The sequence below is a fragment of the Mesorhizobium sp. IMUNJ 23033 genome, assembly GCF_044778005.1.
In the GTDB taxonomy this organism is placed as follows: Bacteria; Pseudomonadota; Alphaproteobacteria; order Rhizobiales; family Rhizobiaceae; genus Mesorhizobium; species Mesorhizobium amorphae_A.
Map to the genome: position 1 here is coordinate 138,079 of NZ_JBJACT010000011.1, position 23,528 is coordinate 161,606.

The 23,528-nt window shown below is 62.1% G+C and carries 15 protein-coding genes; 5 read left to right on the forward strand and 10 right to left on the reverse strand.

From position 1 onward, the window contains the following. Nucleotides 1–17 precede the first annotated feature (17 nt). From ACFX5Q_RS14695 to ACFX5Q_RS14735, 9 genes are all read right to left on the reverse strand, one after another. Complete coding sequence (locus tag ACFX5Q_RS14695) at nucleotides 18–1,637, reverse strand: GMC family oxidoreductase (protein ID WP_404278987.1); 1,620 nt, start codon at nucleotides 1,635–1,637, stop codon at nucleotides 18–20. Further along, on the reverse strand, nucleotides 1,634–3,145 hold the full coding sequence (locus ACFX5Q_RS14700; RefSeq protein ID WP_404278989.1) for an FGGY-family carbohydrate kinase: 1,512 nt from the start codon (nucleotides 3,143–3,145) through the stop codon (nucleotides 1,634–1,636). The genes ACFX5Q_RS14695 and ACFX5Q_RS14700 overlap by 4 nt, the downstream gene beginning before the upstream one ends. Before the next feature lie 21 nt (nucleotides 3,146–3,166). Continuing rightward, nucleotides 3,167–4,009, reverse strand: coding sequence for a class I fructose-bisphosphate aldolase (locus ACFX5Q_RS14705; protein WP_192180245.1), 843 nt, complete (start codon nucleotides 4,007–4,009; stop codon nucleotides 3,167–3,169). Beyond that, nucleotides 4,000–5,718: a glycerol-3-phosphate dehydrogenase/oxidase gene (locus ACFX5Q_RS14710; RefSeq protein WP_404278992.1), complete on the reverse strand. Its 1,719-nt coding sequence runs from the start codon at nucleotides 5,716–5,718 to the stop codon at nucleotides 4,000–4,002. The genes ACFX5Q_RS14705 and ACFX5Q_RS14710 overlap by 10 nt, the downstream gene beginning before the upstream one ends. 20 nt (nucleotides 5,719–5,738) lie before the next feature. Further along, nucleotides 5,739–6,734 carry an aldo/keto reductase gene (locus ACFX5Q_RS14715; RefSeq protein ID WP_404278994.1) on the reverse strand — a complete coding sequence of 332 codons (996 nt, stop codon included), beginning with the start codon at nucleotides 6,732–6,734 and terminating at the stop codon, nucleotides 5,739–5,741. After that, nucleotides 6,731–7,711: a sugar-binding transcriptional regulator gene (locus tag ACFX5Q_RS14720; RefSeq protein ID WP_006206592.1), complete on the reverse strand. Its 981-nt coding sequence runs from the start codon at nucleotides 7,709–7,711 to the stop codon at nucleotides 6,731–6,733. The genes ACFX5Q_RS14715 and ACFX5Q_RS14720 overlap by 4 nt, the downstream gene beginning before the upstream one ends. Nucleotides 7,712–7,732: 21 nt before the next feature. Continuing rightward, entirely contained in the window at nucleotides 7,733–8,719 is a 987-nt protein-coding gene (locus tag ACFX5Q_RS14725) for an ABC transporter permease (RefSeq protein WP_404278996.1), read from the reverse strand. A 16-nt stretch (nucleotides 8,720–8,735) separates the two neighbouring features. Next, nucleotides 8,736–10,277: a sugar ABC transporter ATP-binding protein gene (locus tag ACFX5Q_RS14730; protein WP_404278998.1), complete on the reverse strand. Its 1,542-nt coding sequence runs from the start codon at nucleotides 10,275–10,277 to the stop codon at nucleotides 8,736–8,738. Nucleotides 10,278–10,357: 80 nt separating this feature from the next. Further along, nucleotides 10,358–11,389: a substrate-binding domain-containing protein gene (locus ACFX5Q_RS14735; RefSeq protein WP_404279000.1), complete on the reverse strand. Its 1,032-nt coding sequence runs from the start codon at nucleotides 11,387–11,389 to the stop codon at nucleotides 10,358–10,360. A 70-nt stretch (nucleotides 11,390–11,459) separates the two neighbouring features. On the opposite strand from ACFX5Q_RS14735, the gene ACFX5Q_RS14740 reads away from it, so the two are divergent. The 4 genes from ACFX5Q_RS14740 (at nucleotide 11,460) to ACFX5Q_RS14755 (ending at nucleotide 20,012) form a co-directional block, all read left to right on the forward strand. Next, nucleotides 11,460–11,801 (forward strand): hypothetical protein, encoded by a 342-nt coding sequence (locus ACFX5Q_RS14740; protein WP_404279069.1) that lies wholly within the window; start codon nucleotides 11,460–11,462, stop codon nucleotides 11,799–11,801. Nucleotides 11,802–11,808: 7 nt separating this feature from the next. Then, nucleotides 11,809–14,784 carry an NAD(P)-dependent oxidoreductase gene (locus tag ACFX5Q_RS14745; protein ID WP_404279062.1) on the forward strand — a complete coding sequence of 992 codons (2,976 nt, stop codon included), beginning with the start codon at nucleotides 11,809–11,811 and terminating at the stop codon, nucleotides 14,782–14,784. Between the two features lie 210 nt (nucleotides 14,785–14,994). After that, nucleotides 14,995–16,002, forward strand: a complete 1,008-nt coding sequence (locus ACFX5Q_RS14750; RefSeq protein ID WP_404279002.1) for a dipeptidase — start codon at nucleotides 14,995–14,997, stop codon at nucleotides 16,000–16,002. Between the two features lie 605 nt (nucleotides 16,003–16,607). After that, a complete protein-coding gene (locus ACFX5Q_RS14755; RefSeq protein ID WP_404279004.1) occupies nucleotides 16,608–20,012 on the forward strand; it encodes an acyl-[ACP]--phospholipid O-acyltransferase in 3,405 nt (1,134 codons plus the stop codon). 214 nt (nucleotides 20,013–20,226) lie between these two features. On the opposite strand, the gene ACFX5Q_RS14760 is transcribed toward ACFX5Q_RS14755, so the two are convergent. After that, on the reverse strand, nucleotides 20,227–22,206 hold the full coding sequence (locus ACFX5Q_RS14760; protein ID WP_404279006.1) for a putative bifunctional diguanylate cyclase/phosphodiesterase: 1,980 nt from the start codon (nucleotides 22,204–22,206) through the stop codon (nucleotides 20,227–20,229). A 249-nt stretch (nucleotides 22,207–22,455) separates the two neighbouring features. Between ACFX5Q_RS14760 and ACFX5Q_RS14765 the strand changes: the two genes are divergently transcribed. Further along, nucleotides 22,456–23,502 carry a class I SAM-dependent methyltransferase gene (locus ACFX5Q_RS14765; protein ID WP_404279008.1) on the forward strand — a complete coding sequence of 349 codons (1,047 nt, stop codon included), beginning with the start codon at nucleotides 22,456–22,458 and terminating at the stop codon, nucleotides 23,500–23,502. The last annotated feature ends 26 nt before the right edge of the window (nucleotides 23,503–23,528 follow it).

Here is a 23,528-nt window from a genome sequence, read left to right on the forward strand (position 1 = left end):
CGTGGCGGAAACCCAGGCTACCGCAACGCGTCTTGCAAGATCATCTCCGCTGCCTTCTCGGCTATCATGATGACCGGCGAATTGGTGTTGCCGGAGACGATGGTAGGCATGATCGAGGCGTCGGCGATGCGCAAGCCCGCAAGGCCATGGACACGTAAGCGGTCGTCGACCACGGCCATCCTGCCCGCCCCCATCTTGCAGGTTCCGACCGGGTGAAAGATAGTCGTGGCGATGTCGCCCGCCTTGCGCACCAGATCATCGTGACTGGAGAATTGCGGTCCTGGCAACATCTCTTCCGGCGAGAAACGTGCAATGGCCTTCGCCTCCATCAGCCGCCGCGCATGCTCGATCGAGGCCACTGCGATGCTGCGGTCGCCCTTCGTCGATAGATAATTCGGCCGGATCATCGCGGGCTGTCGCGGGTCGTCAATTGCCATGTGCACGGTGCCCCTGCTCTCGGGGCGCAGATTGCAGACCGAGACGGTCACGGCCGGGAAACGATGCAACGGCTCGCCCAGTCGGTCGGTGCTGAGTGGCTGCACATGATATTCGAGGTCGGGTGTTGAGAGGCGTGGGTCGGAACGGGCGAAGATGCCGAGTTGGCTTGGCGCCATGGACAGCGGCCCGCTGCGCCACAGGGCATATTCGGCCCCCATCGCCGCGCGGCTGAAGAGATTGTGGTAGCGCTGGTTGAGGGTAACGGCGTTCTTGACCTTGAAGACCATGCGTAGCTGCAGATGGTCCTGCAGATTTTCGCCGACACCCGGCATGGCGTGCCGGACCTGGATGCCAAGCTGCGACAGGAGTTCAGCCTGTCCGACGCCGGAGAGTTCCAAGAGCTTCGGCGAATTGATGGCGCCGGCGGCCAGAATGGTTTCGCGGGCGCTGGCGAAATGCAGCGAGCCGCCTTGACGGAAGACGACGCCGGTGACGCGGCGACCGTCGACCTCCAGCCGTTCGGTTTCGGCGCCGGTCAGGATACGAAGATTGGTGCGGCCCTTTATGCCACGCAGGAAGGCCTTGGAAGCGTTCCAGCGTACTCCCCTCCTCTGGTTGACCTCGAAATAGCCCGAGCCTTCATTTGTGCCCTGGTTAAAGTCTTCCGTGCGCGGAATTGCGAGCTCTTCGGCAGCGTCGCGAAAGGCGTCGAGGATCGGCCAGGACAGCCGTTGCCGCTCGACACGCCACTCGCCGCCGGCGCCATGCATCGCGCTGGCGCCACCGTGATAATCCTCCGACTTGCGGAAATAGGGCAACACGTCGTCCCAGCCCCATCCGGCATTGCCGGCCTGCCGCCAGCCATCATAGTCGGCAGCCTGGCCGCGCATATAGATCATGCCGTTGATCGAGGAGCAGCCGCCAAGCACCTTGCCGCGTGGATAGTTGAGACTGCGTCCGTTCAACCCCAGGTCCGGCTCGGTCTTCATCAGCCAGTCGGTGCGGGGGTTGCCCATGCAATAAAGATAGCCGATCGGGATATCGATCCAATGATAGCGGTCGCTGCCGCCGGCTTCGAGGAGCAGGACTTTGTTTCGCGGATCGGCGGAGAGCCGGTTGGCGAGCACGCAGCCCGCCGAACCGGCGCCGACGACGACATAGTCGAACTCACCGAAATCAGATGGACGAACGACGGTCACTGGAGAGCCTGTCGGCTGGCGATGCGTTCCCACATCGGGGCCATTGCCTCGTTGATCTCGCCATAGAGCTGGTAGCGCGCGGCATAGGTTGGGGCAAGCGCATCGTTCGGCGCATAGCGGCGCGCGGCCGAGGTCATCGCCATGGCACCGGCAGCGAAATCCGCGAAGACGCCGACGCCGGTACCTGCTGCAATCGCCGCTCCCAGCGCGCCGGTTTCGCGGCTATTCGCGACGGTGACCGGCACGCCAAGCACGTCAGCAAAAATTTGCGCCCAGACGCCGCTGCGTGAACCGCCGCCGGATAACACTGCTTCATCGAACCGCGCGCCCGCCGCATGCAGCGTTTCGACATGACGCTTGTGTTCGAAGACAACGCCCTCGAACAGGGCACGCAGAATATGCGCCCGAGTATGCCAGCCAGCCATGCCATAAAAGCCGGCGCGAGCCTGGCCGTTCTTCTGTGAACCGTAGAGGAAGGGGTGGTAGATCGGGATATCGCCGGTCGGATCTATGGAAGCGACAAGGTCGCTGCACAGTTCGAACGGCGACTTTCCTTCCGGTACATGGTCGAGGAACTCGCGGACGATCCATTCCAGATTGGCGGCCGAAGTAGCACTGGATTCAATCGCCAGATAGCGCTGCGGATCGAAGGTCGACAGCATGAAGATCGACGGCTCGCGGATCGGCTCGTCGGTGATGACCTGGTTGATGCTCCAGGTGCCGGCAATGATCGAAGCGGCACCCGTGCGGGTGACGCCGGACCCGATGGCGCTGGCGACGACGTCGAACAGGCCGGCCACGACGGGAGTGCCGGCGCGCAGGCCGGTGAGCGACGCGACATCGCGCGTGACATGGCCGGCAATCTCGGCCGATTCCAGGACCGGCGGCAGCAGGTCGGCGCAGTCACCAAGGCCATAGGCCTCGAGCAAGTCCTGCTCGTAGCGCCGTCCCGGCATCGACAGCAAACCGCAACCGGACATATCGGTGGCATCCGTGGAGCGCGCGCCGGTCAGTCGGTTGACGATAAGATCCTTGCACAAGAATGCCGTGCCGATGCGGCCGAACAGTTCCGGTTCGAACCGCTTCAGCCAGGCGAGCAAGGTCGGCGTCTGCGCGGCCCAGGGTTTTTGCAGGCAATACTTGTAGGTACGGTCGCCGACATTACTCTTCGCCCATTCGCCGACTAGGCCGACGGCGCGGGTGTCGAGCGACTGGATGCCGATCAGCGGCGCGCCCGCCCGGTCGAGTGCATAAAGGCCGTTGCCGTGCCCGGCGCAGCCGATTGCGACGATGTCGCCGGCGTCGATGCCGGCTTCAGCGATGCAGCGGCCGATCACTGTGACGGCGTTGCGCCACAGTTCACCAAGATCGCGCTCGACATGGCCGGGCTTCGGCATCGACGAATGCGCGTCGAGCGCCGCAAGCGCCAGTTCGCGTCCCGTCATGTCGAAGATGATGGCCTTGATGACTGTATTGCCCGCATCAAGGCCCAGAATGTAACCGCTCATCGGCTTCTCCCGCAGTCGGCCTTACGCCTGGTTGTACAGATCCCAGGCGGTGGCGCCATCAGCGCCGTCGTGAATGATCGCCATCAGGCCCCGCACGACGGCGCTCGGATTGGCGTGCTGATAGATGTTGCGGCCATAGACCATACCCAGTGCGCCTTGCGCCATCAGCGCCGCCGATTTGTCGAACACGGCGTGCAGATCCTCCTTGCCGCCGCCGCGTACCAGCACCGGGCAGCGCGCCGCCTCGACCACGCGGTGGAAGTCGTTGGCGTCGGTCGTCGGGTCTGCCTTGATGACATCGGCGCCCATCTCGCGCGCCAGCCGCGTCAGCGTGACGATCTTCCCGGCATCGCCGTCGACCATGTAGCCGCCATGCTCGGCGACCGGCAGCATGGCCAGGGGTTCGATCATCAGCGGCATGCCGTACTTTTCGCAGTCGGCGCGTACGCGGGCGATGTTCTGAACGCATTGGCGGAAGAGGTCCGGTTCGTCGGGCAGCATGAACAGGTTCACGACCACGCAGGCGGCATCCATCTCGATGGCGCCGATCAGCGGTTCGACCTCGTTTTGCAGCACCGCCCACATCGCCCGGTGGCGCACCTTGTTGTACGGGTTGCCCATGTCGATGCGCATCACCAGTGCCGGCTTGTCCTTGCCGGGCAGGTTCTGCAGCAGGTCGGCCTGGCCGTAGTTCATCTGGATAGCGTCCGGCCCGGCCTTCGCCAGTTTTTCGACAACGCCGGCCATGTCTTCCAACCCAACAAGGAAGCTCGGCTCGTTGCAGACCCCATGATCGATGGCAACGTCGAGGCAGCGACCGTTGCCGAACAGCCGGTTCATGCGGACTTTCTTGTTCACGCGCATATTGCGCTCCTTTTGTTGTTTTCGCCGGGAAGGTTCGGCAGAAGGACGCCGTGCTGATGCTCCAGCAGCGACAGAAGGGCGGCACGTTCGGTATCGGCCTGAGCCGTGCTCCAGCCCTTGCAGATAGCCAGGATTGAAAGCACGGCATCAACCAGTTGGCATGTCAGGTCGCCTGCTATGGCTATGGTGGTACGACGCAGGAAAATGTCAGCCAGCGACTCGACGTGCTCACGCTCGATGATCAGCCGGATCTCGCCGGTGGAATAATCCGTGCCAGGCAACATCGGGTCCGGCACGACCGAAATTGCCGCCGCGATTCCGCCCGCCGACGTGCCGTAGCGTTCCAGAAGAGTTTGCGCGCGCGGCATCGTCAATCCGTGTTCCGCCGCCAGCCTGGCACACCATTCGGCGGGATCGGAAGGAAAATCACGGCCACCGCCGATGGCGAGATCCTCGGTACCGACCGTGCGTACCAGCCCCGACCGCTCCAGCGCCATGTCGGCTGCCAGCGCGCCAAACGAGCGAAACGTCGTCCACTTGCCGCCGATCATGCACAGCGTCGCCGGCAAATTGCCAACCGGCTCGACGAATTCGCAGAAATGGTCGCGCGGGATGCGGCCCGTGAAACTGTCCTTGCTGGCTGGCAACGGCCTGACGCCCGAGAAGCGGAAGACGATCTCATGCTTGGCGATTTTGATCGATGGGAAGACAAAGGCCAGCGACTGCAGGATGTACTGGAGTTCGTCGTCCTCGCAGCGCACGGTGTCAGGATCGTCGACGCGGATTTCGGTCGAGCCGATCAGAACCTTGCCGAGATAGGGAAACAGGATGCAGATGCGTCCATCCTCGTTCTCGTAATAGACCATGTTCGCACCAAGCGCGTCATGGAGCTCCTGGTTGTCGACGATCAGGTGCGAGCCTTTGGTGCCGCCCATCATGCGCGGTGCTGGCGCGCCGATCGCCTTGTTCGTCAGGTCGATCCAGCCGCCGGTGGCGTTGATGACGAGGCGCGGGCGCAGCGACAGGGTCTCCCCCGAAACGGTATCGGTCAGCGCGAGGCCGTCTTCGTCGGAGCCGATGCGCGCATAGTTGAGCGCACGCGCGGCGCGTGAAGCCGCCATCGCGTCGTTCAGCATTTCAAGGCCAAGCCGCTCGGGTCGACTCACCCAGGCGTCGTAATAGGTCGCCGAACTACGGGTCGCCGGATTGATGGCCGGCCACGTCTTCAGCGTTTCCTTGCGCCCTCGGAAGCGATGGGTCGGCATCAGCCGGCGCGATGCCGTGAAGACGTCATAGAGCGTCAGCCCGGCCTTGATGACGAGTGCGCCGCGCCGGCTCGGCCGCCGGGTGAGGCCGAGGAAGCGGACGGCGCCATTGGCGATGCCGGAGAAGATGTCGAAGATCGGCACCGTCGTCGGCAGCGGCGCGACGTAGTGCGGCGCATTCCGCAAGAGCCGGTCGCGTTCCCGCAGCGATTCCTTGACCAGCTTGAACTCGCCATTCTCCAGATAGCGCAGGCCGCCATGCACCATGCGCGAAAGCGCTGCGCTGGCTCCGCTGCAATAATCGCCCTTCTCGGCGAGCAGCACGTCGACGCCCTGCAGGGCAAGCTCGCGAAAGACGCTGATGCCGTTGATGCCGCCGCCGATAATCAGCACGGCAATGTCGGGCCGCTCTCGCAGCGCGGCGAGTGTTTCGGTGCGCTTCATTGCGGAAATGCCTCGTTTGCTCAGGCAGCCATCTGGGAGAGATGCATGGCTATCGCTGTGTCGATGGCGGCCAGTTCATCGCGGCTGAGCCTGATCTCGCCGGCGCGCGCATTGTCGAGCGCCTGATCGGCGTTGCGGGCGCCGCATAGCGCAAAGGTGATGCCTGGCTGCGCCAGCGTCCAGGCAATCACGATCTGGGCCATCGAGGCTTCGTCCCGTTCGGCGATCGGGCGGATGGCCTGCTTGAGCGCCGCCACCTTCTGCCGGTTCCCGGCCGAGAAGCGCGGATTGTCCTTGCGCTGGTCGTCGCCGGTGAAGCTGCGCCCCGGATCGACCGACCCGGTGAGCAGGCCGAGCGCCAGAGAGGAGTAGCTCAGTGTCGCCACATCGTGCCTGCGCGTGATCGGCAACATCGTGCCTTCGATCTCGCGGTCGATCATCGAATAGCGTTCCTGGATGGCGTCAAGCTGCCCGGCGGCGACATAGTGCTCAAGGTCCCTGGTGCTGACATTGCTTGCGCCGATCGCCCTGATCTTGCCGGACGCCTTCAGCTTCTCCAATGCCGCAACCGTCTCGGCGATCGGCGTGGTCGGGTCCTGCCAGTGGGTGATGTAGAGGTCGATGTAGTCGGTGCCGAGCCGCCTCAGGCTCTGTTCCACCTCATAGGCGATGCCGTCGGCGCCGAGATAGCGGTGCACCGGCTTGTCGTCCTGGTCGAAGAAATGGTTGCCCTTGCCGGAATGCCAGTTCAGCCCGCATTTGGTGGCGATCACCACCTTGTCGCGCTTGCCCTTGATCGCCTTGCCAACGATTTCCTCGCTGCGACCGAGGCCATAGGCAGGCGCGGTGTCGATCAGGCTGACGCCGGCGTCGATGGAGGCTTCGATGGTGCGGATCGAGGCTTGCTCGTCAGTGCCGCCCCACATCCAGCCGCCGATCGCCCAGGTGCCGAGACCTACGGCGGATGCCTGGATGCCGGACGCGCCGATCGCACGCAGGATTTGTTCTGAACTCATGCTGCCTCTCTTTCGGCAAGGTCGAGAATGCCAAGGCCGGTGGCCTCGTCGGTTACGATGATGTCGAGATGATTGCCGCGCATGGCGCTGAGGATCGGCGCGATCTTGCTCGGCCCGCTGGCGACGCCGATGGAGCGCGGAATGGTGGCGAATTCGTCAAGGGTGAGCGACACCAGCGAGCGGTTGAGCGAATAGTCGCTGAGCTTTCCGTTTCGGTCGATCAGGTGTGCCAGCAATTCGCCGGATGCGCCCGAACGTTCGATAGCCTGGCGGTCGGCGCTGGAGGAGGGATGCAGGTCGTAATAGCTAGAATCGTCGGTCAGGATAGAACCGACGCCGACCACGGCGACATCGGCCTCGCGCGCCCGGCGAAACACGTCCGCCACCGCGCGCACGCCCATCAGCATCTCGCGCTGTTCCGGCGTGTCGGCAAACAGCGGCGCATGGATCTGGTAGGCGCGGCCGCCCAGTCTGTCGGCCATCAGCGAGGCGACGTGATTGACGTCGGTGTAGTGTTTGCCCTGCACGAGCCCGGTCGCCGGAATGACTTCGACATCATAGCCGCGGCCCGGCTTCAACCCGGCGACCAGCGCGCTGACGCCTTTGCCGCCGGTAATCGAGATGGTGTCGCCGTCCTTGATCGTTTCGAGCAGGAGGTTGGCCGCCGCCTCGCCGACTCGCAGCAAGGCCGTCTGCGGGTTTTCCGAGACCGTCGGCACCACGACCGCACGCTCGATGCCGCCGAGCCTCACCAGCCGCGCTTCGAGATCGACCAGATGGTCGATCGGCGACTTGATCTTGATCTCGACCAGGCCGAGCTGGTGGCCGCGCTTGATCAAACGGTTGACGGTGGCGTGCGAGATGCCGAGTTCCCTAGCGATCTCGGCCTGCGTCTTGCCCTCCATGTAGTGGAGGACAAGCGCCTGATGCATCTGGCGGACGGTCGAGATGTCGTCGCGTGTGTTTGGGGGTGCCATGATCGCTCTATCGTCTCGAACTCAGGACTTCTTGCGGTGCAGGAAGTGGTCGGCCGACACCGCAGCCAGGAGGATGCAGCCTTTGATCATGTCCTGCCAGTAGACGGAGATGTCGAGCAGGATCAGCGAACTGGTGACCACCGACAACAGCGCCATGCCGAGTATGGCGCCGAAGATCGTGCCCGAGCCGCCCTTGAGCGAGGCGCCGCCGATGACGGCCGCCGCGATCACGTTGAGCTCCATGCCGGCGCCGAAGGTCGGCGTGGCGGCGCCGAAGCGCGCCATGTAGATCACACCCGCAAAACCGGAGAGCGTCGCGCACAGCACCGTCACCCAGAACTTCACCTGGTTGGTCTTGATGCCGGAGAACTGCGCCGCCTTCTCGTTCGAGCCGGTGTAGAACACCTTGCGGAAGGCGGTGGCGCGCCGGAGCAGGAAATCGAAGATCGCCACCACGACCACGAAGATGATGATGACATAAGGCACGCCCTGGAGGTTGCCCTGGCCGATCGCCTTGAATTCCGGCGGCAGCTTGAACAACGACAGTGGCGTACCCTTGGTGATGACCAGGCACAGGCCACGCACGATCACCATCGCCGCCAGCGAGGTGATGAAATGGTTCAGCCCCACGACCGTCACGAAGAAACCCATGACCGCGCCGATCAGCGCACTTACTGCGATGCCGATCAGGCTCGCAGTCCAGGGATCCAGCCCGGCCAGGAACAGCGCCCCCGAAACCACCATCGAGAAGCAGACGACCGAGCCTACCGACAGGTCGATGCCGCCGACGATCAGCAGGATGGTCATGCCGACGACGACAATGCCCTCGATCGAGAAGCTCATCAGCATGGCGCGGAAGTTGCCCCAGGTGAGGAAATGCGGCGAGGCGAGGCTCATGGCGATGCAGAGCGCCAGGATGATGACGATCAGGCCGGCTTCGCGCATCGAGGCGAACCGAGCGAAGCTGGCACGGCCGCTGGCATCCGCCACCTTGATCTCGGCATGCATCGTGGTTTCTCCCGCGCTAGGCGACATTCTGGGCCTGCCCCTCATACACTGCGTTCGGTTGCACGCCGGAAGCCAGCATGATGATCGTTTCCTCGTTGAGTTGACCCGTTCCGAGCTCGCCGGCGATGCGGCCTTCGCGTACCACAGCCACCCGGTCGCACAGACCGATGAGTTCGGGCAGTTCCGAGGAGATGACGATGATGCCGACGCCCTGGTTGGCGAGGTCTCGCAGGAGGCGATGAATCTCGACCTTGGCGCCGACATCGATGCCGCGCGTCGGCTCGTCCATGATGATGACCTTCGGTGCGACCGAAAGCTGCTTGGCAATCGCCACCTTCTGCTGGTTGCCGCCAGAAAGCGTCGATACAGCCGCATCGATGCCGGACATGCGCACGCCGAGTTGCCTGGCAAGGCTGGTCGCCTGATCTGCTTCGGCGCGGCGGTCGAGCAGGCCGAAACGGCCGGTAAGCTTGCCGAGGTCGAGTGCCGAAACATTGGCCGCGATCGACAGATCGAGGAAGACGCCGGAACCCTTGCGATCTTCGGAGAGATAGACGAGACCAGCGCGCACGGCATCGGCATAGCTGCGGATCGCAAGGTTTTTTCCGTCGAGTACGACGCTGCCGGCGGTCGCAGGCCTCAGCCCGCAGATCGTCTGCGCGATCTCGCTGCGGCCAGCGCCGATGAGACCGCCGATGCCGAGAATTTCACCAGTTCGCAAGTCGAGATCGACATTGGTGAAACGGGTACCATCCGACAGGCCACTCACCGAGAGCAGTGCGCGGCCAGGCTTTGCATCGGCAGGAAGCTTGTCGGGATAGAGCTGAGTGATCTCGCGGCCGACCATCTTGCGGACCACGTCGTTGGGCGACGTCGCCTCGATGGCCTCGGTCGCGACATAGCGCCCGTCGCGGAAGACGGTGACGCGGTCGCACAGCGAAAAGATCTCGGCCATGCGATGGCTGATGTAGATGACGGAAATGCCGCGCTGCTTCAGCCCGCGCACGATTGCGAACAGGCGCTGCGCCTCGGTTTCGGTCAGTGCCGCGGTCGGCTCGTCGAGGATCAGCACCTTGCAGTCGAGCGTCAGCGCCTTGGCGATCTCGACCAGTTGCTGGCTGGAAATGGAAAGGTCCGCGACCTTGGTGCGCACCGCAATAGGTGCGAGCCGGTTCATCGCCTTCTCGGCGTCTGCATGGACCTGTTGGAAATTCATCAGCGGCGCGCGCCGGGCGTTGATCGCCGCCATGCAGATGTTCTCGGCGACCGTCGCATCCTGGCAGAGCGCGATTTCCTGATGCACCAGCGCGATGCCCATCTTCTGCGCCGCCGCGGGCGATGCGATCGTCACCGGCTTGCCGTAGATCAGGATGTCGCCCTCGTCTGGCTGCAGGATGCCGCCGATCATATTCATCAGCGTCGACTTGCCGGCGCCGTTCTCTCCGCACAGCGCATGGACCTCGCCGTGGCGCAGCTCGAACTGCACGCCACTCAGCGCCTGGATCGGCCCGAACGCCTTGGAAAGGCTCCGGATCTGAAGGACGGGCGCGTCGCTCACGCCATGCTCCTGCGAAAAGAGTTCGAAAGCCGGCCGGAAGGGAAGACCCCTTCCGGCTCTCATGTCGGCTCGGCTCGAGACTACTCTTCGATGCCCTTGGTGCCACGCCGCTTGAGATACTTGTCCCAATAGAAATCGTCGGCGTTGTCCTTGGTCACGATCGAGAAGCCATTGTCGACGAACGGCACCTTCATCGCGTTGGCGCCGGCGCGCTTGGCGTCGTTCATCGGGTCGATCAGTTCGGGATGCTTGGCCAGCCACAGAAGCATGAAGCCCATATAGCCTTGCATGCCCTGGTTGGGGTTGACCGAGCCGAAGATCTCGCCGGCCTTGATCATGTCGAGGATCTTGGCGTTGACGTCGGCCAGCATGACCCTGATCTTGCCGCCACCTTCCTTGGCCGCTTGAGCCGCGCCGATCGCCGAATTGGCTTCCGGCATGAAGACGGCACCGAGATCGGGATGGGCCTGGGCGAGGCTGAGCACCGCCTGATAGGCCTTGGTCGGGTCCTGGTTGGACGCGGCGCGGCCGACCAGCTTCATATCAGGCCATTTGGCTTCCATGCGGGTGACAAAGGCCGAGATGCGCTTGTCGTGATTGTCCTGGCCGGGGTTCTCGAGGACCGCATATTCGCCCTTGCCGCCCATCGCCTCGGCGACGGCGTCGGCGGCATAGGTGCCTTCGGCGACATTGTCGGAGGTGATGTAGGAGACACGCTTGGAATTGGGCGAGTCGGCGGCGAAAGTCACCACCGCGGTGCCGCCGTCGGTGGCGCGGTTGATCGGCTCGATAAACGGATCGGAATTCATCGGATGCACCAGGATGCCGGCCGGCTTCTGCGCCAGTGCCTGGTCGAAAGTGGCGATCTGCTTGTTCACGTCATATTCCGGCGTGCCGGTATATTCGGTCTCACAGCCGAACTGCTGCCCGGCCTGCTTGAACATTTCATAGACGGGGAACCAGTATTCGACGCCCGAGACCATGACGTTCATGACATATTTTTCACCCGGCTCGCATTTGAACGGGTTGGCGGTATCGGCGTAGGCCTGGGTCGAGACCAAGATGGTCGACGCGGCCGCCGCCATGGCGAGCGTGCTCAGAAATTTGCGCAAGATTCCTCCTTGGCCGAAGCCATGCTCAATGACAATCGCGAACGCCGCAGCGTCTCGCTGTCTGGATTGATTGACGCCGGACATCCTCCAGAAACCCGACGCTCCGACAATTACCGGCTTTTCCAACGCTGTCAATAAAATTCACTATATGAAATATATTTCAACACAGTGGCTGGCGCGCCATTGTTCAGAAGCCCCAATGCGCGCCTCAGAGCTGACTCTCTTCTGCGCAGCGGCTCGTGTACCCATCGCATGCGAAGCTCAAAAAGACCGTCGCTCGCAGCCATGCGCTGCCAGCAATCCCTCATTACAGGACGACCATGACGCATTCAGCGTGCGCTTCGGCGCAGTTAGCGTCTTTTTTCTTTCGCGTTCGATCCACTATCCGCCCCCCGCCCTGGAAAACAGATAGGCAGATCATCATGAACATCGCGCAGATGCAGGAACAGCGACTGAAGGCACTCCAACTGACCGGATCGGGCGCGCCAAGGCTGCCGTCGAACCCGTTCTTCGGTGTCGGCCCGATCACCGATGCGACTACCGATGAAGTGGACAGCCGCCTGCGGCGCATCGCCTTCGACGCCTGGATTGAGAAGACCTATCGGAAGTTCGACGACCGGGGCAACGACATCGGTGGCTTCACCACCGCCGAGATTTCCCGCAGCATGCACCGCGGCTACCCGGCAGACAAAATCCTGACCGACATGATGCGGGCGGTCCATCGCTATTTCCATTTCCCGAAGGCGAACCGCATGGCAGTGGGACTCGGCGGTGGCCATAGCGGCTTCACTGTCTGCGTCCAGCACCTGATGAACGCCAACGACGCCTCCCAACGCGTCTATGTCGATACGCCGCGGCCAGAGAGCGATCCGTCCAAGTCCGCCGGCTTCTTCCGCCAGTCCTGGGCCACCCAGTTGATCGAGATGCAGCGTTTCGCCGAAAAAGGCTGCGAGAGCCGCATTCATTTCGCCGTCTCCGAAGGCGTGATCCCGACGGCGGCCGAGCTCTCCGCCCTCGGCGTCTCGATCTTCGTCGGCGTCGGCCACGAGACGACGGGGGCAAATGCCTATACCAGTGCCGAGATCCACGAACTGCTGAGCTGGATAGACGGCGATCCGGCCAACCGTCATGCGGTGTTCGATGCCACCTCGATGCTCGGTGCCATGCCGTGGGAGCCCGAACTCGTCGACGCCGTGATGGCGAAGTGCTGCCTGTTCATGCCATTCCAGAAGGCGATCGGCGGGGTTTCGGGTTATTTTGTCGCCTCCTTCACACCGCACGCCCTGGCACTGATCGAGAAGAACCAGCAAAATCCCGCCTGGGCGATCCCGCGCCAGCTGAAGATCGCGCCGCCGATCGACCCCAAGCTACCGCTTTCGGCCAGGCGCTCCGTAGATGCCGGGCCATTCTACGACGCCGCAGAAGACCGCATGCTCGGCGGCGTCATCAACACCTACAGCGCACTTGCCTTTGCCGAGACCACCTTCGGCCTTTTGCAGTCGGAGGCTCGGGTCGGCTCTGTCGTCGAACTCAACCGCCGTTCCGCCACCAATCGCAAGGTGATTGACGAGTGGGTCAAGTCGCACCCAATGCTATCGCTGACAGTGACCGATGCCGAACGGCGCGGCGCGGCGGTAACGCTCCTTAAGGTCGAGGACGACGGCATCACCGACCCCGGCATCCACGCCCGTATCATCGCCCGGTCGAAACAGCTGCTCGGCTATGAGGGCATCACCCATCCGAATGGCGAATATGAGCCCGGCCTCGACGCGGCCCGCTACGTCAATGCCTTCCCGGGAACGCCAGGCGACTATCGCGCCTGGGTCGGTGGCATCCGCGAGCCCGAAGATATCGTCGCGCTGCTGGAGAACCTGCAATACGCCTATCTGCGCGCCAAGATCGTCGTTCTCGAAGAGGAACTGGCGAAGAACGGCGTCACCTTCGAGGCCCAGGCCAAGACAGGCGGCGGCGTCCGCAAGGACGACCCCGCGCGCGCCTATGCGGTGCTGATCGCCGATCTGGTCGGCCTGCGCTTCGGCGCCGACGGCCAGCCGGATCACAGCGAGATAAAGGCCTACATCGAAGAAAAGCGGGGCGTCTTCCACCTCGGACCGCTCGGCGAGCGGTCGGCGCTTGAGAAGGGCCGCATCCATTTCTTCTACCAGCCCGACCTGAGTACCGAGGCGGAGATTCTCCCGCAGACCGACAAGGGCCAGTACGACGCGCTGATCGCGGCGGCGACCTTCATCCCGAAGGCCTCCGTATTCCCGCTCGGCGGCGTGCGCATTGGCGCCGGCACCGGCAACATGGGCTCGGCCTCCTGGGGCGGCGGCAATGGCGAGGGCGGCAAAGCGCCGCTGATGAACACGCCGGGCATCAACAGCCGGGCGACCGCCCAGATGGCGATGAAGGCGATCCTGAGAGTCGTTCCGGATCTGCCGGTCGACAGGCTGCACCGGATGGTCGCCGGCGGCGACTTCGACACCGGCCGACAGCTCAAGGATTTTCCGACCGCCAAGCTCGAGGGCCGCAAGATCGCCATTCTCGGCTACGGCAACATCGGCCGCGAAGTCGCCAAGCTCGCCAAGGCCTTCGGCATGAAGGTGACGATCTACGCACGCGAGCATCACAAGCGCTGGATCGAAGCGGAAGGCTTCGAACATGCCGCAAATCCGATTGCCGCGGCAACCGGAGCCGACGTGCTCTCTGTTCATATCGGTCTCGGCCGCCTGGATGCGGCGAGAGGCGTCTATTCCAACGCCGGAACCGTCGATGCGAAGGTGCTCGACGTGATGAACGACGGCGCGGTGCTGGTCAATTACGACCGGGGCGAGGTCGTCGATGCCGCCGCGCTCGACGAGGCGCTGTCGTCCGGCAAGATCGCGCATGCGGCGATCGACGCCGATCTCTTCAAAGACGCCGCGACCGGCAGACTCAGCGGACCGATGCTTCCTTACCTGCCGCTCGAAGAGCGCCATAAGGGCAGGCTGGAGCTGCTGCCGCACGCCGCCGCCGACACCGACCATCCCTCCCGGGTGACCGGTGCGAAGCAGGCAGTCGACCAGGTCTTCGACGCCATCCGTTTCAAGTCGGTCACCAATCTCAAAGGCGATCTGCCAGAGGACTATGTGTCAGCCGGCAGCCGCACGCCCGCCGGCATCGGCAAGGTGACGAAGCAGGTGGTTGCTGAAGTCGGCGGCAAGGCGGAACTTCTGGACGAACTGCGGCAGGCCTCGGAAAAGGTCGCGGCGATCCTAGGGGCACTTTCCTCCGTTTCCGATCCGGATCATCGCTACCGGATCATCGATCGCTACACCGGGCTGCTTGTCGAGAGCGCCGGCCGGCAACGGGCGCTGCTCGACCAGTTCGGCCTCTACGGGCCGGCGGAGGGGTGAGCCTGTCGCAGGCGGTTGCCGAGTCGCGCTGTGGGCTGAGACGGCTGCGCGGGACCGGCACCGCGCTTGCTCAGCCAGTCCGCGATCAGCCGCATCATCGAACGGGCTTACACGATCGAACGCCATCTCGGAGCGTTGCGCTCCCGGTATCGCCAGCGACCTCGGCAACGGTTACATCGCTGCTCATGGAAGGTTGAGTGGAGTGCCACCGTGACAAAAACCAATGATCGTCCGGTCGCCGATATCGTCGACTACCTCTTCTCCACATGCGTTATCTGGGATGGTCACTCGGGCTTCTTTCCGCATCCCAAAGCCGACCTGTCCCAATTGCACAGATGGCGGGACGCAAGCGTGAACTTCCTGTCGGTCGATGTCGGTTTCGACGTCCTCGACTGGCACGACGCCGTTCGCAACATCGCCGCCTCCCGCAGTTGGATCGAACAGCACTCCGATCAATTCGTACTGGTCGAATCCGTTCACCAGATCCACCGTGCGAAATCGCAAGGCAGACTGGCCATCGCATTCGACCTCGAAGGCAGCAATGCTCTCGATGGCCGCGTTGAGATGGTCAGCGTCTATCATCGCCTCGGCGTTCGCCAGATGTTGTTCGCCTATAACCGCAACAACCTTGCCGGGGGCGGATGCCACGACGACGATATCGGCCTCACGTCATTCGGAGCCGCGGTCGTCGACGAGATGAACCGGATCGGCATGTTCGTTGATGTCAGTCATTGCTCCTATCGAACGTCGATGGATGTGATGCATCGGTCATCCCAGCCAGTCATCTTCTCCCACTCGAATCCGCGCACGCTCGTTGACCATCAGCGCAACATCACCGATGAACAGATCCGGGCCTGTGCTGCGACCGGTGGCTTGGTCGGGGTCGTCGGGCTCGAGAATTTCCTTGGCGACGCCTCACCGGAAACCTTCAGCGATCATGTCTGCTACCTCGCAGACCTGATCGGGCCAGAACATGTCGGGATATCGCTGGATCACTCGTTCCCGGTCGATGTGCCGGAAGCCGACGAGATGTACCAGAGATTTCCGCAATATTGGCCTGCGTCGCAGGGATATCTGAAGCCCAATCGTTCGCAGATGCATCTCTCCGATCTAAAAAAGGTCGCGGCCATCTTGATCGGACGCGGAATGTCCGATCGCGACCTCAAGGCAATCTTTGGCGGAAACTTTTTGAGGCTGGCCGCGAATATCTGGCGCTGAAACAGCGCCTTACATCGACCTGCCTCAGGCAGGAGGCCACGCCACAAGCCTTTAGCCAACCTGAGCCCGTCGACCGACCAGTGAAGAGCCGGTTGCTTCGAACGTCTTTGCCCTTCTCCATCTGAAATTTTTGAACGGTGTTCATTTTTCTCTTGAACACCGTTCACGACGTGTTATGTTGTGCTTGTGAACAGCGTTCATGAAAGAAGGCACCGCCTGATATGGCGCACCGCTCGGGAGCAATGCCTACACTGCGCTCGAACAGCGACACGGACGAAGCAGGCCTGATTGTTTCCGGCCTGAAACAGGCCAGCGCCGACCCAACTTAGCCCTGAAACGAAAGGATCATATCGATGCCAAGCTATGCTCCCACCATTCAAGCATTTGGAGAACGTCCGTCACCATCACCAAGGCGTTGCGTGATGCGGAGGAAGCGGGCCGGTTCATCAACAGATTGAAAGACGCCAAGACCGAAAAGCTGCTGATGGATATCAACCGAAGTAACGAAGTTTAATCCGGTTCCCGCTAACAACGAAGCTCAAACCGCGCAAGCAACCGCTCGATCCATTCGGATTGCTCGATGGCCTTGCCCAATGGAAATTGCCATGAACAACAACCTGATGACGTCACGGCGCTTCGCACCTCTCTTCTGGACGCAATTCCTCTCGGCCTTCAATGACAATTTCCTGAAGAACACGCTGGTGTTCCTCATCCTGTTCACGCTGGCTGCGGACAAGGCGGCATCATTGGTAACGCTCGCGGGAGCTGTTTTCATGGCTCCCTTCCTGCTCTTGTCCGCACTTGGCGGCGAGATCGCCGACCGCTTCGACAAGGCTGCCGTGGCTCGCAAGCTGAAGCTCGTCGAGATCGGCGCCGCCGCGCTGGCGGTCATCGGCATTGCGCTCTCGTCGATCCCGGTCATGTTGACGGCACTGTTCCTGTTCGGCGTGATTTCGGCGCTGTTTGGGCCGATCAAATACGGCATCCTGCCGGATCACCTCGAGCGCAAGGAACTGCCGCGCGCCAATGCCTGGATCGAGTCGGCCACCTTCGCCGCCATCCTCGGCGGCACGATCGTCGGCGGCATTGTCTCGGCCGACGGCATCGGCGTCGCGGTCTTCGGTCCGATGATGATGATCCTCGCCGTCGGTTGCTGGCTCGTCAGCCGCTACATCCCCGCGACCGGATCGGCCGCACCGAACCTGGTGATCGACAAGAACATCCTGCGCTCCACCTGGCGACTGGTCAGCGAGTTGCGCACCAACCAGCGCATCTGGCGGGCGGCGCTGATGGCGTCATGGTTCTGGCTGGTCGGGGCCATCATCCTTTCCATCCTGCCCCCAATGGTCAAGGATTCGCTGGGCGGCACCGAAATCGCCGTAACCGCCTATCTCGCCGTGTTCGCGGTCGCCGTCGCCATCGGCTCGGCCATTGCCGCGTGGATGTCGCAGGGGCGCATGGTGCTGTTGCCCGCCCCGGTCGGCACGGCCCTGATGGCCCTGTTCGGACTTGATCTCGGCTGGAGCGTCTGGGGCCCGCAGGCCTCTGCCCAGGCGCAGACGCTCAGCGCCTTCTTTGCCGGCCACAACACCATCCGTGTCGCCATCGACCTGGCCGGCCTCGCGATTGCCGGTGCCTTCCTCGTCGTGCCGACCTTTGCGGCGGTGCAGGCGTGGGCGCCGGAGGATCGCCGTGCCCGTGTCGTCGCCGCGGTCAATGTCGTCAGCGCCGGCTTCATGACCATCGGTGGCGGTCTTGTCGCCGCCATCCAGGCAGCCGGTGTCTCCATTGCAGGCGTGCTGTTCGGCCTCGCCGTGATCAATGCCGTCGCCGCATGGCTGATGCTGAAGTATTTGCCGACGAATCCTTTCCGCGATTTCGTCTCCATCCTGTTCCGCGCCTTCCATCATTTGGAGGTCGAGGGGCTGGAAAACCTCAAGGCTGCTGGTCCGGCACCCATCCTGGCGCTCAACCATGTCAGCTTCCTCGACGGTCCGCTGGCCCTTACGCTGACCGATGAGGAGCCGGTTTTTGCCATCGACTACACGATCGCCCAGGCCTGGTGGATGAAGCCGTTCATGAAACTCGCGCGCGCTCTGCCGCTCAATCCGGCCAAGCCGATGTCGACCCGCACGCTGATCAAGATCGTGCAAGGCGGCGATCCGCTGGTCATCTTCCCCGAAGGCCGCATCACCGTCACCGGCGGCCTGATGAAGGTCTATGACGGCGCCGCCATGGTCGCCGACAAGACCGGCTCGATGGTGGTACCCGTCCGCATCGAAGGGCTGGAGAAGAGCTACTTTTCGCGCCTGACGTCACAGCATGTGCGCCGACGCCTGTTCCCGAAGGTCAAGGTGACCATTCTGGAGCCGGTGAAGCTCGAAGTTGCGCAGGAGTTGAAGGGCCGCAAGCGCCGTGCCGCGGCGGGTGCCGCACTCTACCAGGTCATGTCGGACCTCGTCTTCCGCACCCAGGATATCGACAAGACCGTGCTGGAAAAGATTATCCAGACGGCGAACGAACGCGGCATGAAAAAGCTCGCCGTGGAGGATCCGGTCACCGGTTCGCTGAGCTACGGCAAGCTGCTGACGGGTGCCGCGGTGCTCGGCGAGAAGTTCGAACACCTCTATGCCGACCAGCAGACGCTGGGCATCATGCTACCCAACGCCAACGGCGCCTGCGCGACGTTGCTCGGCGTCATGTCGGCGGGCAAGGTTCCGGCGATGATCAACTTCACCGCTGGTGCCGCGAACATCCTCTCGGCCTGCAAGGCCGCGGACGTGCGGACCGTGCTCACCTCGCGCGCCTTTGTCGAACAGGCAAAGCTCGGTGCGGTGGTCGAGGAACTCGGCCGCGCAGTGGACATCGTCTGGCTAGACGATTTGCGGGCCAGCATCGGCCTCAAGGACAAGCTGCTCGGCCTGTTGCGCAAAAGCACGCCGCGCGTTGCCTGCAAGCCCGACGATGCGGCGGTGATCCTGTTCACCTCCGGTTCCGAAGGCACGCCCAAGGGCGTGGTGCTCACCCACCGCAACATCCTGGCCAATGCCGCCCAGGCCGCCTCGCGCATCGACTTCCATTCGGGTGACAAGGTCTTCAACATCCTGCCGATCTTCCATTCCTTCGGCATGACGGCGGGCACGGTGCTGCCGCTGATCTCCGGCGTGCCGGTCTACTTCTACCCCTCGCCGCTGCACTACCGCATCGTGCCGGAACTGATCTACGCGTCGAACGCGACGATCATCTTCGGCACCGACACGTTCCTCTCAGGCTATGCGCGCACGGCACACCCCTACGACTTCCGTTCGGTGCGCTACTGTTTTGCCGGCGCCGAGCCGGTGAAGGCCGCGACGCGCATGACCTACATGGAGAAGTTCGGCCTGCGCATCCTGGAGGGCTACGGCGTGACAGAAGCAGCACCGGTGATCTCCATCAACACGCCGATGTACAACAGGTCCGGCAGCGTCGGCAAAATCATGCCCGGCATGGAGTATCGCCTGGATCCGGTGCCAGGCGTCGATGATGGCGGACGGCTCTATGTGCGCGGCCCCAATGTCATGTCGGGCTATCTGCGCACCGAAAAGCCCGGCGTGCTCGAGCCGCTGGAAGACGGCTGGCATGACACCGGCGACGTCGTCACCGTCGACGAAGCAGGCTTCATCACCATTCGCGGCCGTGCCAAGCGCTTCGCCAAGATCGGCGGCGAGATGATCTCGCTGGCTGCCGTGGAAGTGCTGGCCGGCGAATTGTGGAAGGGATCGCTGTCGGCGGTCGCCACCGTGCCGGATGCCCGCAAGGGCGAAAGGCTGATCCTGATCACCGAGGCGGCCAACGCCACGCGCGCCGAATTCCTGGCCTTCGCCAAGGCCAACGGCGCCATGGACCTGATGGTGCCGGCCGAAGTGCGCGTCGTTGCGAAAGTGCCGGTCCTCGGTTCCGGCAAGCTCGACTTCGCCGGCGTGACGAAGATGGTGCGCAGCGAAGAAGACATGAAGATCAAGGCAGCTTGATCCGCATGCGAACGGGCCGGCGCAAAACGCCGGCCCGTTCGTGCGATCTCTCAGCCTTGGCGGTGATCGCAGGGCAAGTCGCCATCACCCGGGCTCAGGGCTAGCAACGAGCCTTAATTCCAAATCGCACGCTGGTTCAAAGATCAGCGAATGCGCACTCCCTCGGCGTCGAAGATGCGGGCTTGTCGAATCGCGGACCGTGACCGCGGCCGTGCTAGGCGACGAGGCCTGGTCTAACTTGGTTTATCTCTTCGATTGGGACGGGATAACCCGTGAGGAAACCCTGTATCGAATGGACGCCCAGGCGCTGCAGCAACATCTGCTGCTCTTCAGTTTCAACGCCTTCCGCGAGCACCGCGTGGTCGAGATTGCGCAGAAGCCCGACCATGTCCTGCAACAGGCTTAGGCCACGAGAGGTCTGGCAATCGTGGAGGAAACTGCGATCGATCTTGACGACGTCGAATTTGAAACGGCGGAGCCAAGAAAGGCCCGCAAATCCCGTTCCGAAGTCATCCAGCCAGATCTGAACGCCCAGGTTTCGCAGCCGCTCCATGTTTCTTACGGCTTGCGCCTCCAAAAAGATGTCGCTTCCTTCGGTGATCTCGATGGCAAGCTTCTGTGGCGCAAGGCCGTGCCGACCGAGGATCTCGGTAATTCGCAGTGAAAAATTAGGAGCCTTGAGCTGACGAACTGATACGTTCGCCGTCACGACCGAGCCCAATCCATATTCCACCATGTCACTGCAGGCTTGATCAATTAACCACGTACCCAGTTCCACTATCGCGCCAGTTTGCTCTGCAACCGGTATGAACACCGATGGACTGATCATAGTGCCGTCAAAGTCGCACACGCGCATGAGCGTCTCATGGCCCAACAGTCGTCCTGACGCCAGGTCGCAAATTGGCTGATAGGCCACGGAAACGAGTTGCTTGGAAACTGCGAGCTTCAACAGTTCTGAAAGATTTTCGCTGGAGCGATCTCGGTCGGTAGCGTGCGGATCGTAAATAGTGAACGTTGCGCGGCCAGCAAACTTGGACGTGTAGAGGGCGCGATCAGCTTCCTGCAGCAGAACTCGAAGTTCCATGCTTTGATCGGCGCGCGTCAACGAGGCGCCGGCGCTGATGGTGACAATGTTTAGCTTGTCGCCCCGATCGGGGTGGTGGATATGCAAATCCTCTACAGCGCGACAAAACTGCTGCGCGAGTTCATTAAGATGAGCACGCCCAGTGACCTTGCAGAGGACAACGAACTCTTCACCGCCATAGCGGGCCGCGATGGCATTGTTCGAAGCTGCCGTCTCGGAAAGGACATGGGCAAGTTTGATCAGGCAATCATCGCCGGCCTGATGACCAAGTCCATCATTGAATCTCTTGAAGTAGTCCACGTCGATCAGAATGAGGCCTATTTCGTCGTCGTCCGTGGCCCATTCGTTGCGCATCTCCGAGAATTCTCGAATGATCGCCCGGCGATTTTTCATTCCCGTGAGCGGATCCGTATCCGCGATTTCCGTCAGCTTTTGCCCCTTTTTGATAGCAGCCTGTTCTTGAATTTGCGCCCGAAGTGCATGCAGGAAAGTTTGGTACCGCTCTACGCTAAGTCGCCAGGAAAGGTAGAGCGACAGCACCAGGCAATTGACGAAATAGGCTGACAGCACGACGCGGGCGACGGCGTCGGTCTGAAGGGAAAAAAGCGCTGCGCCTATGAAGCTTATGGTCACCGTCGCCGATGAAATCGCCGAAAGCCAGAAACGAAAGTTAAAGAATAAGTTCGCTCCAAGAATAAATACTGTTCCAAAGACCATAAAGTGGGACAGCGCCGCCTGGTGGCCTGTTCCAAGAGCAGATAGCAGCCACCCGACTGCACCGACTACAATCGCCAGCGCTGCGACGAGATGTAAGGTCGTAAGAGCGAAGCCCCTTCGGGCAATTAGCTCGACGAGCGCCAGGGAGGTGATCCCCAGCGTTAGGCGGGTCAGCACAAGCCGATCGGCGATGTCCGGAAAAAGAAACCAATCGAAGAGACCGTAAGCCACATAGCTAAGAACAGCAGCCCTCATACCCCATTGCACGAGCTTGCGGTTTTCACCGGCCTCCTTCTGGAGGAACCTCGCCAAAAGTGTCGGATCGGGCGAATGCCACCGCGGGTGCGCAAGCGCTGCGACCACCCTCTGAGCAACCTCCTCAGTCAGTTGCATTGTAAAGCTCCTCCGCCACCCCCGGTAGCGAATGCAATAGCCGAGGTCGCTTGTCGGACGCAGGATGAAGGCATCACTGTCCGCAAAAAAGGCTGAATATCGCTAACCACCAGTAAACGCGGGTAGTTCGGATTAAGCGGAGTCGCGTCGACGCCGGCGCTCCCGCCACTGCATAAAATTTTATGAAAATATTTCGCATCATCCACACCGCGTCTATAGTTGTTCGCCGTGGACCGGAGGGTATACGGCATGCGGCTCAACGCAGAATTGCAACTCGACGAATACAGCCTCGTAACTACTAAGTTGATGAAGACGCATGCCCCGACATCTGACGAAACTGTCGATGCCGACGAGTTGCGGAAGAGGACGGCCCAGCTCGCACTCGTGCTGGATCTCGCGAATCAAGCTTTCGTGCGACACAAACCGGCCGGCCTGACTGTCGACCGCCTGGCAGGGAGACTCCATAAGCTTCGCAGGCAGGTTGCTCCTGCGGTCTGGCAGAAACTCATCCCTTTGGCTCAGCAACATCCCGTGGCGCAATATTTGATCCAGGATCCGTTCACGCGCTGGTCGGTTGAAAAGCCGCGCGGGTATTCGGGCGATGCAAGCCTGCTGGACATTTACTACAAACACCCCGTCGCCGAAGAGATCGTTGCTTCGTCGACCTCGCTTGGCCGACAGATCTACGCCTATACCAGTGAAGCGGCGAGTTCTGTGGCGGGGCGCGAGCGCCGGGACATACTAACCAGAACTGTGGACGAAACGGTCCGCAGGGTGGAAAAAGCAGAGGTGCTGGCAATTGCATGCGGTCACCTACGAGAAGCTGAATGCTCTGAGGCGCTCGCCAAGCAACAACTGCAGCGTTGGGTCGGCCTGGATCAAGACCCCGTCAGCGTAGCCACGGTGAACCACGACTTTGTCGGCACTGCAGTCGAGGCACTCCACGGCTCTGTACGTGGTATTCTTCGCCGCGCCTACGCTCTTGGTACATTCGATCTCGTCTACGCATCGGGGCTCTACGACTACCTGCCGCGTGCCATCGGCGTCCGCCTGCTTCAGAGAGCGATGGAACTGGTCAAGCCGGGGGGGGAATTCCTGTTTGCCAATTTCAGCGATGAGATCACGACGGATGGCTACATGGAGACCTTCATGGATTGGCCACTCATCCTGCGTTCGGCCGACGATATGTGGAACATCATCAATGCCGCAATCGGCAAGGGTTCCTTCGAAGCCCAAGTATATTATGGATCGAACCGGAACATCGTTTACGGCAAAGTCAGGAAGGGTGATCTCTGAGCGCGAAATTTCGCGCAGGTATCCTC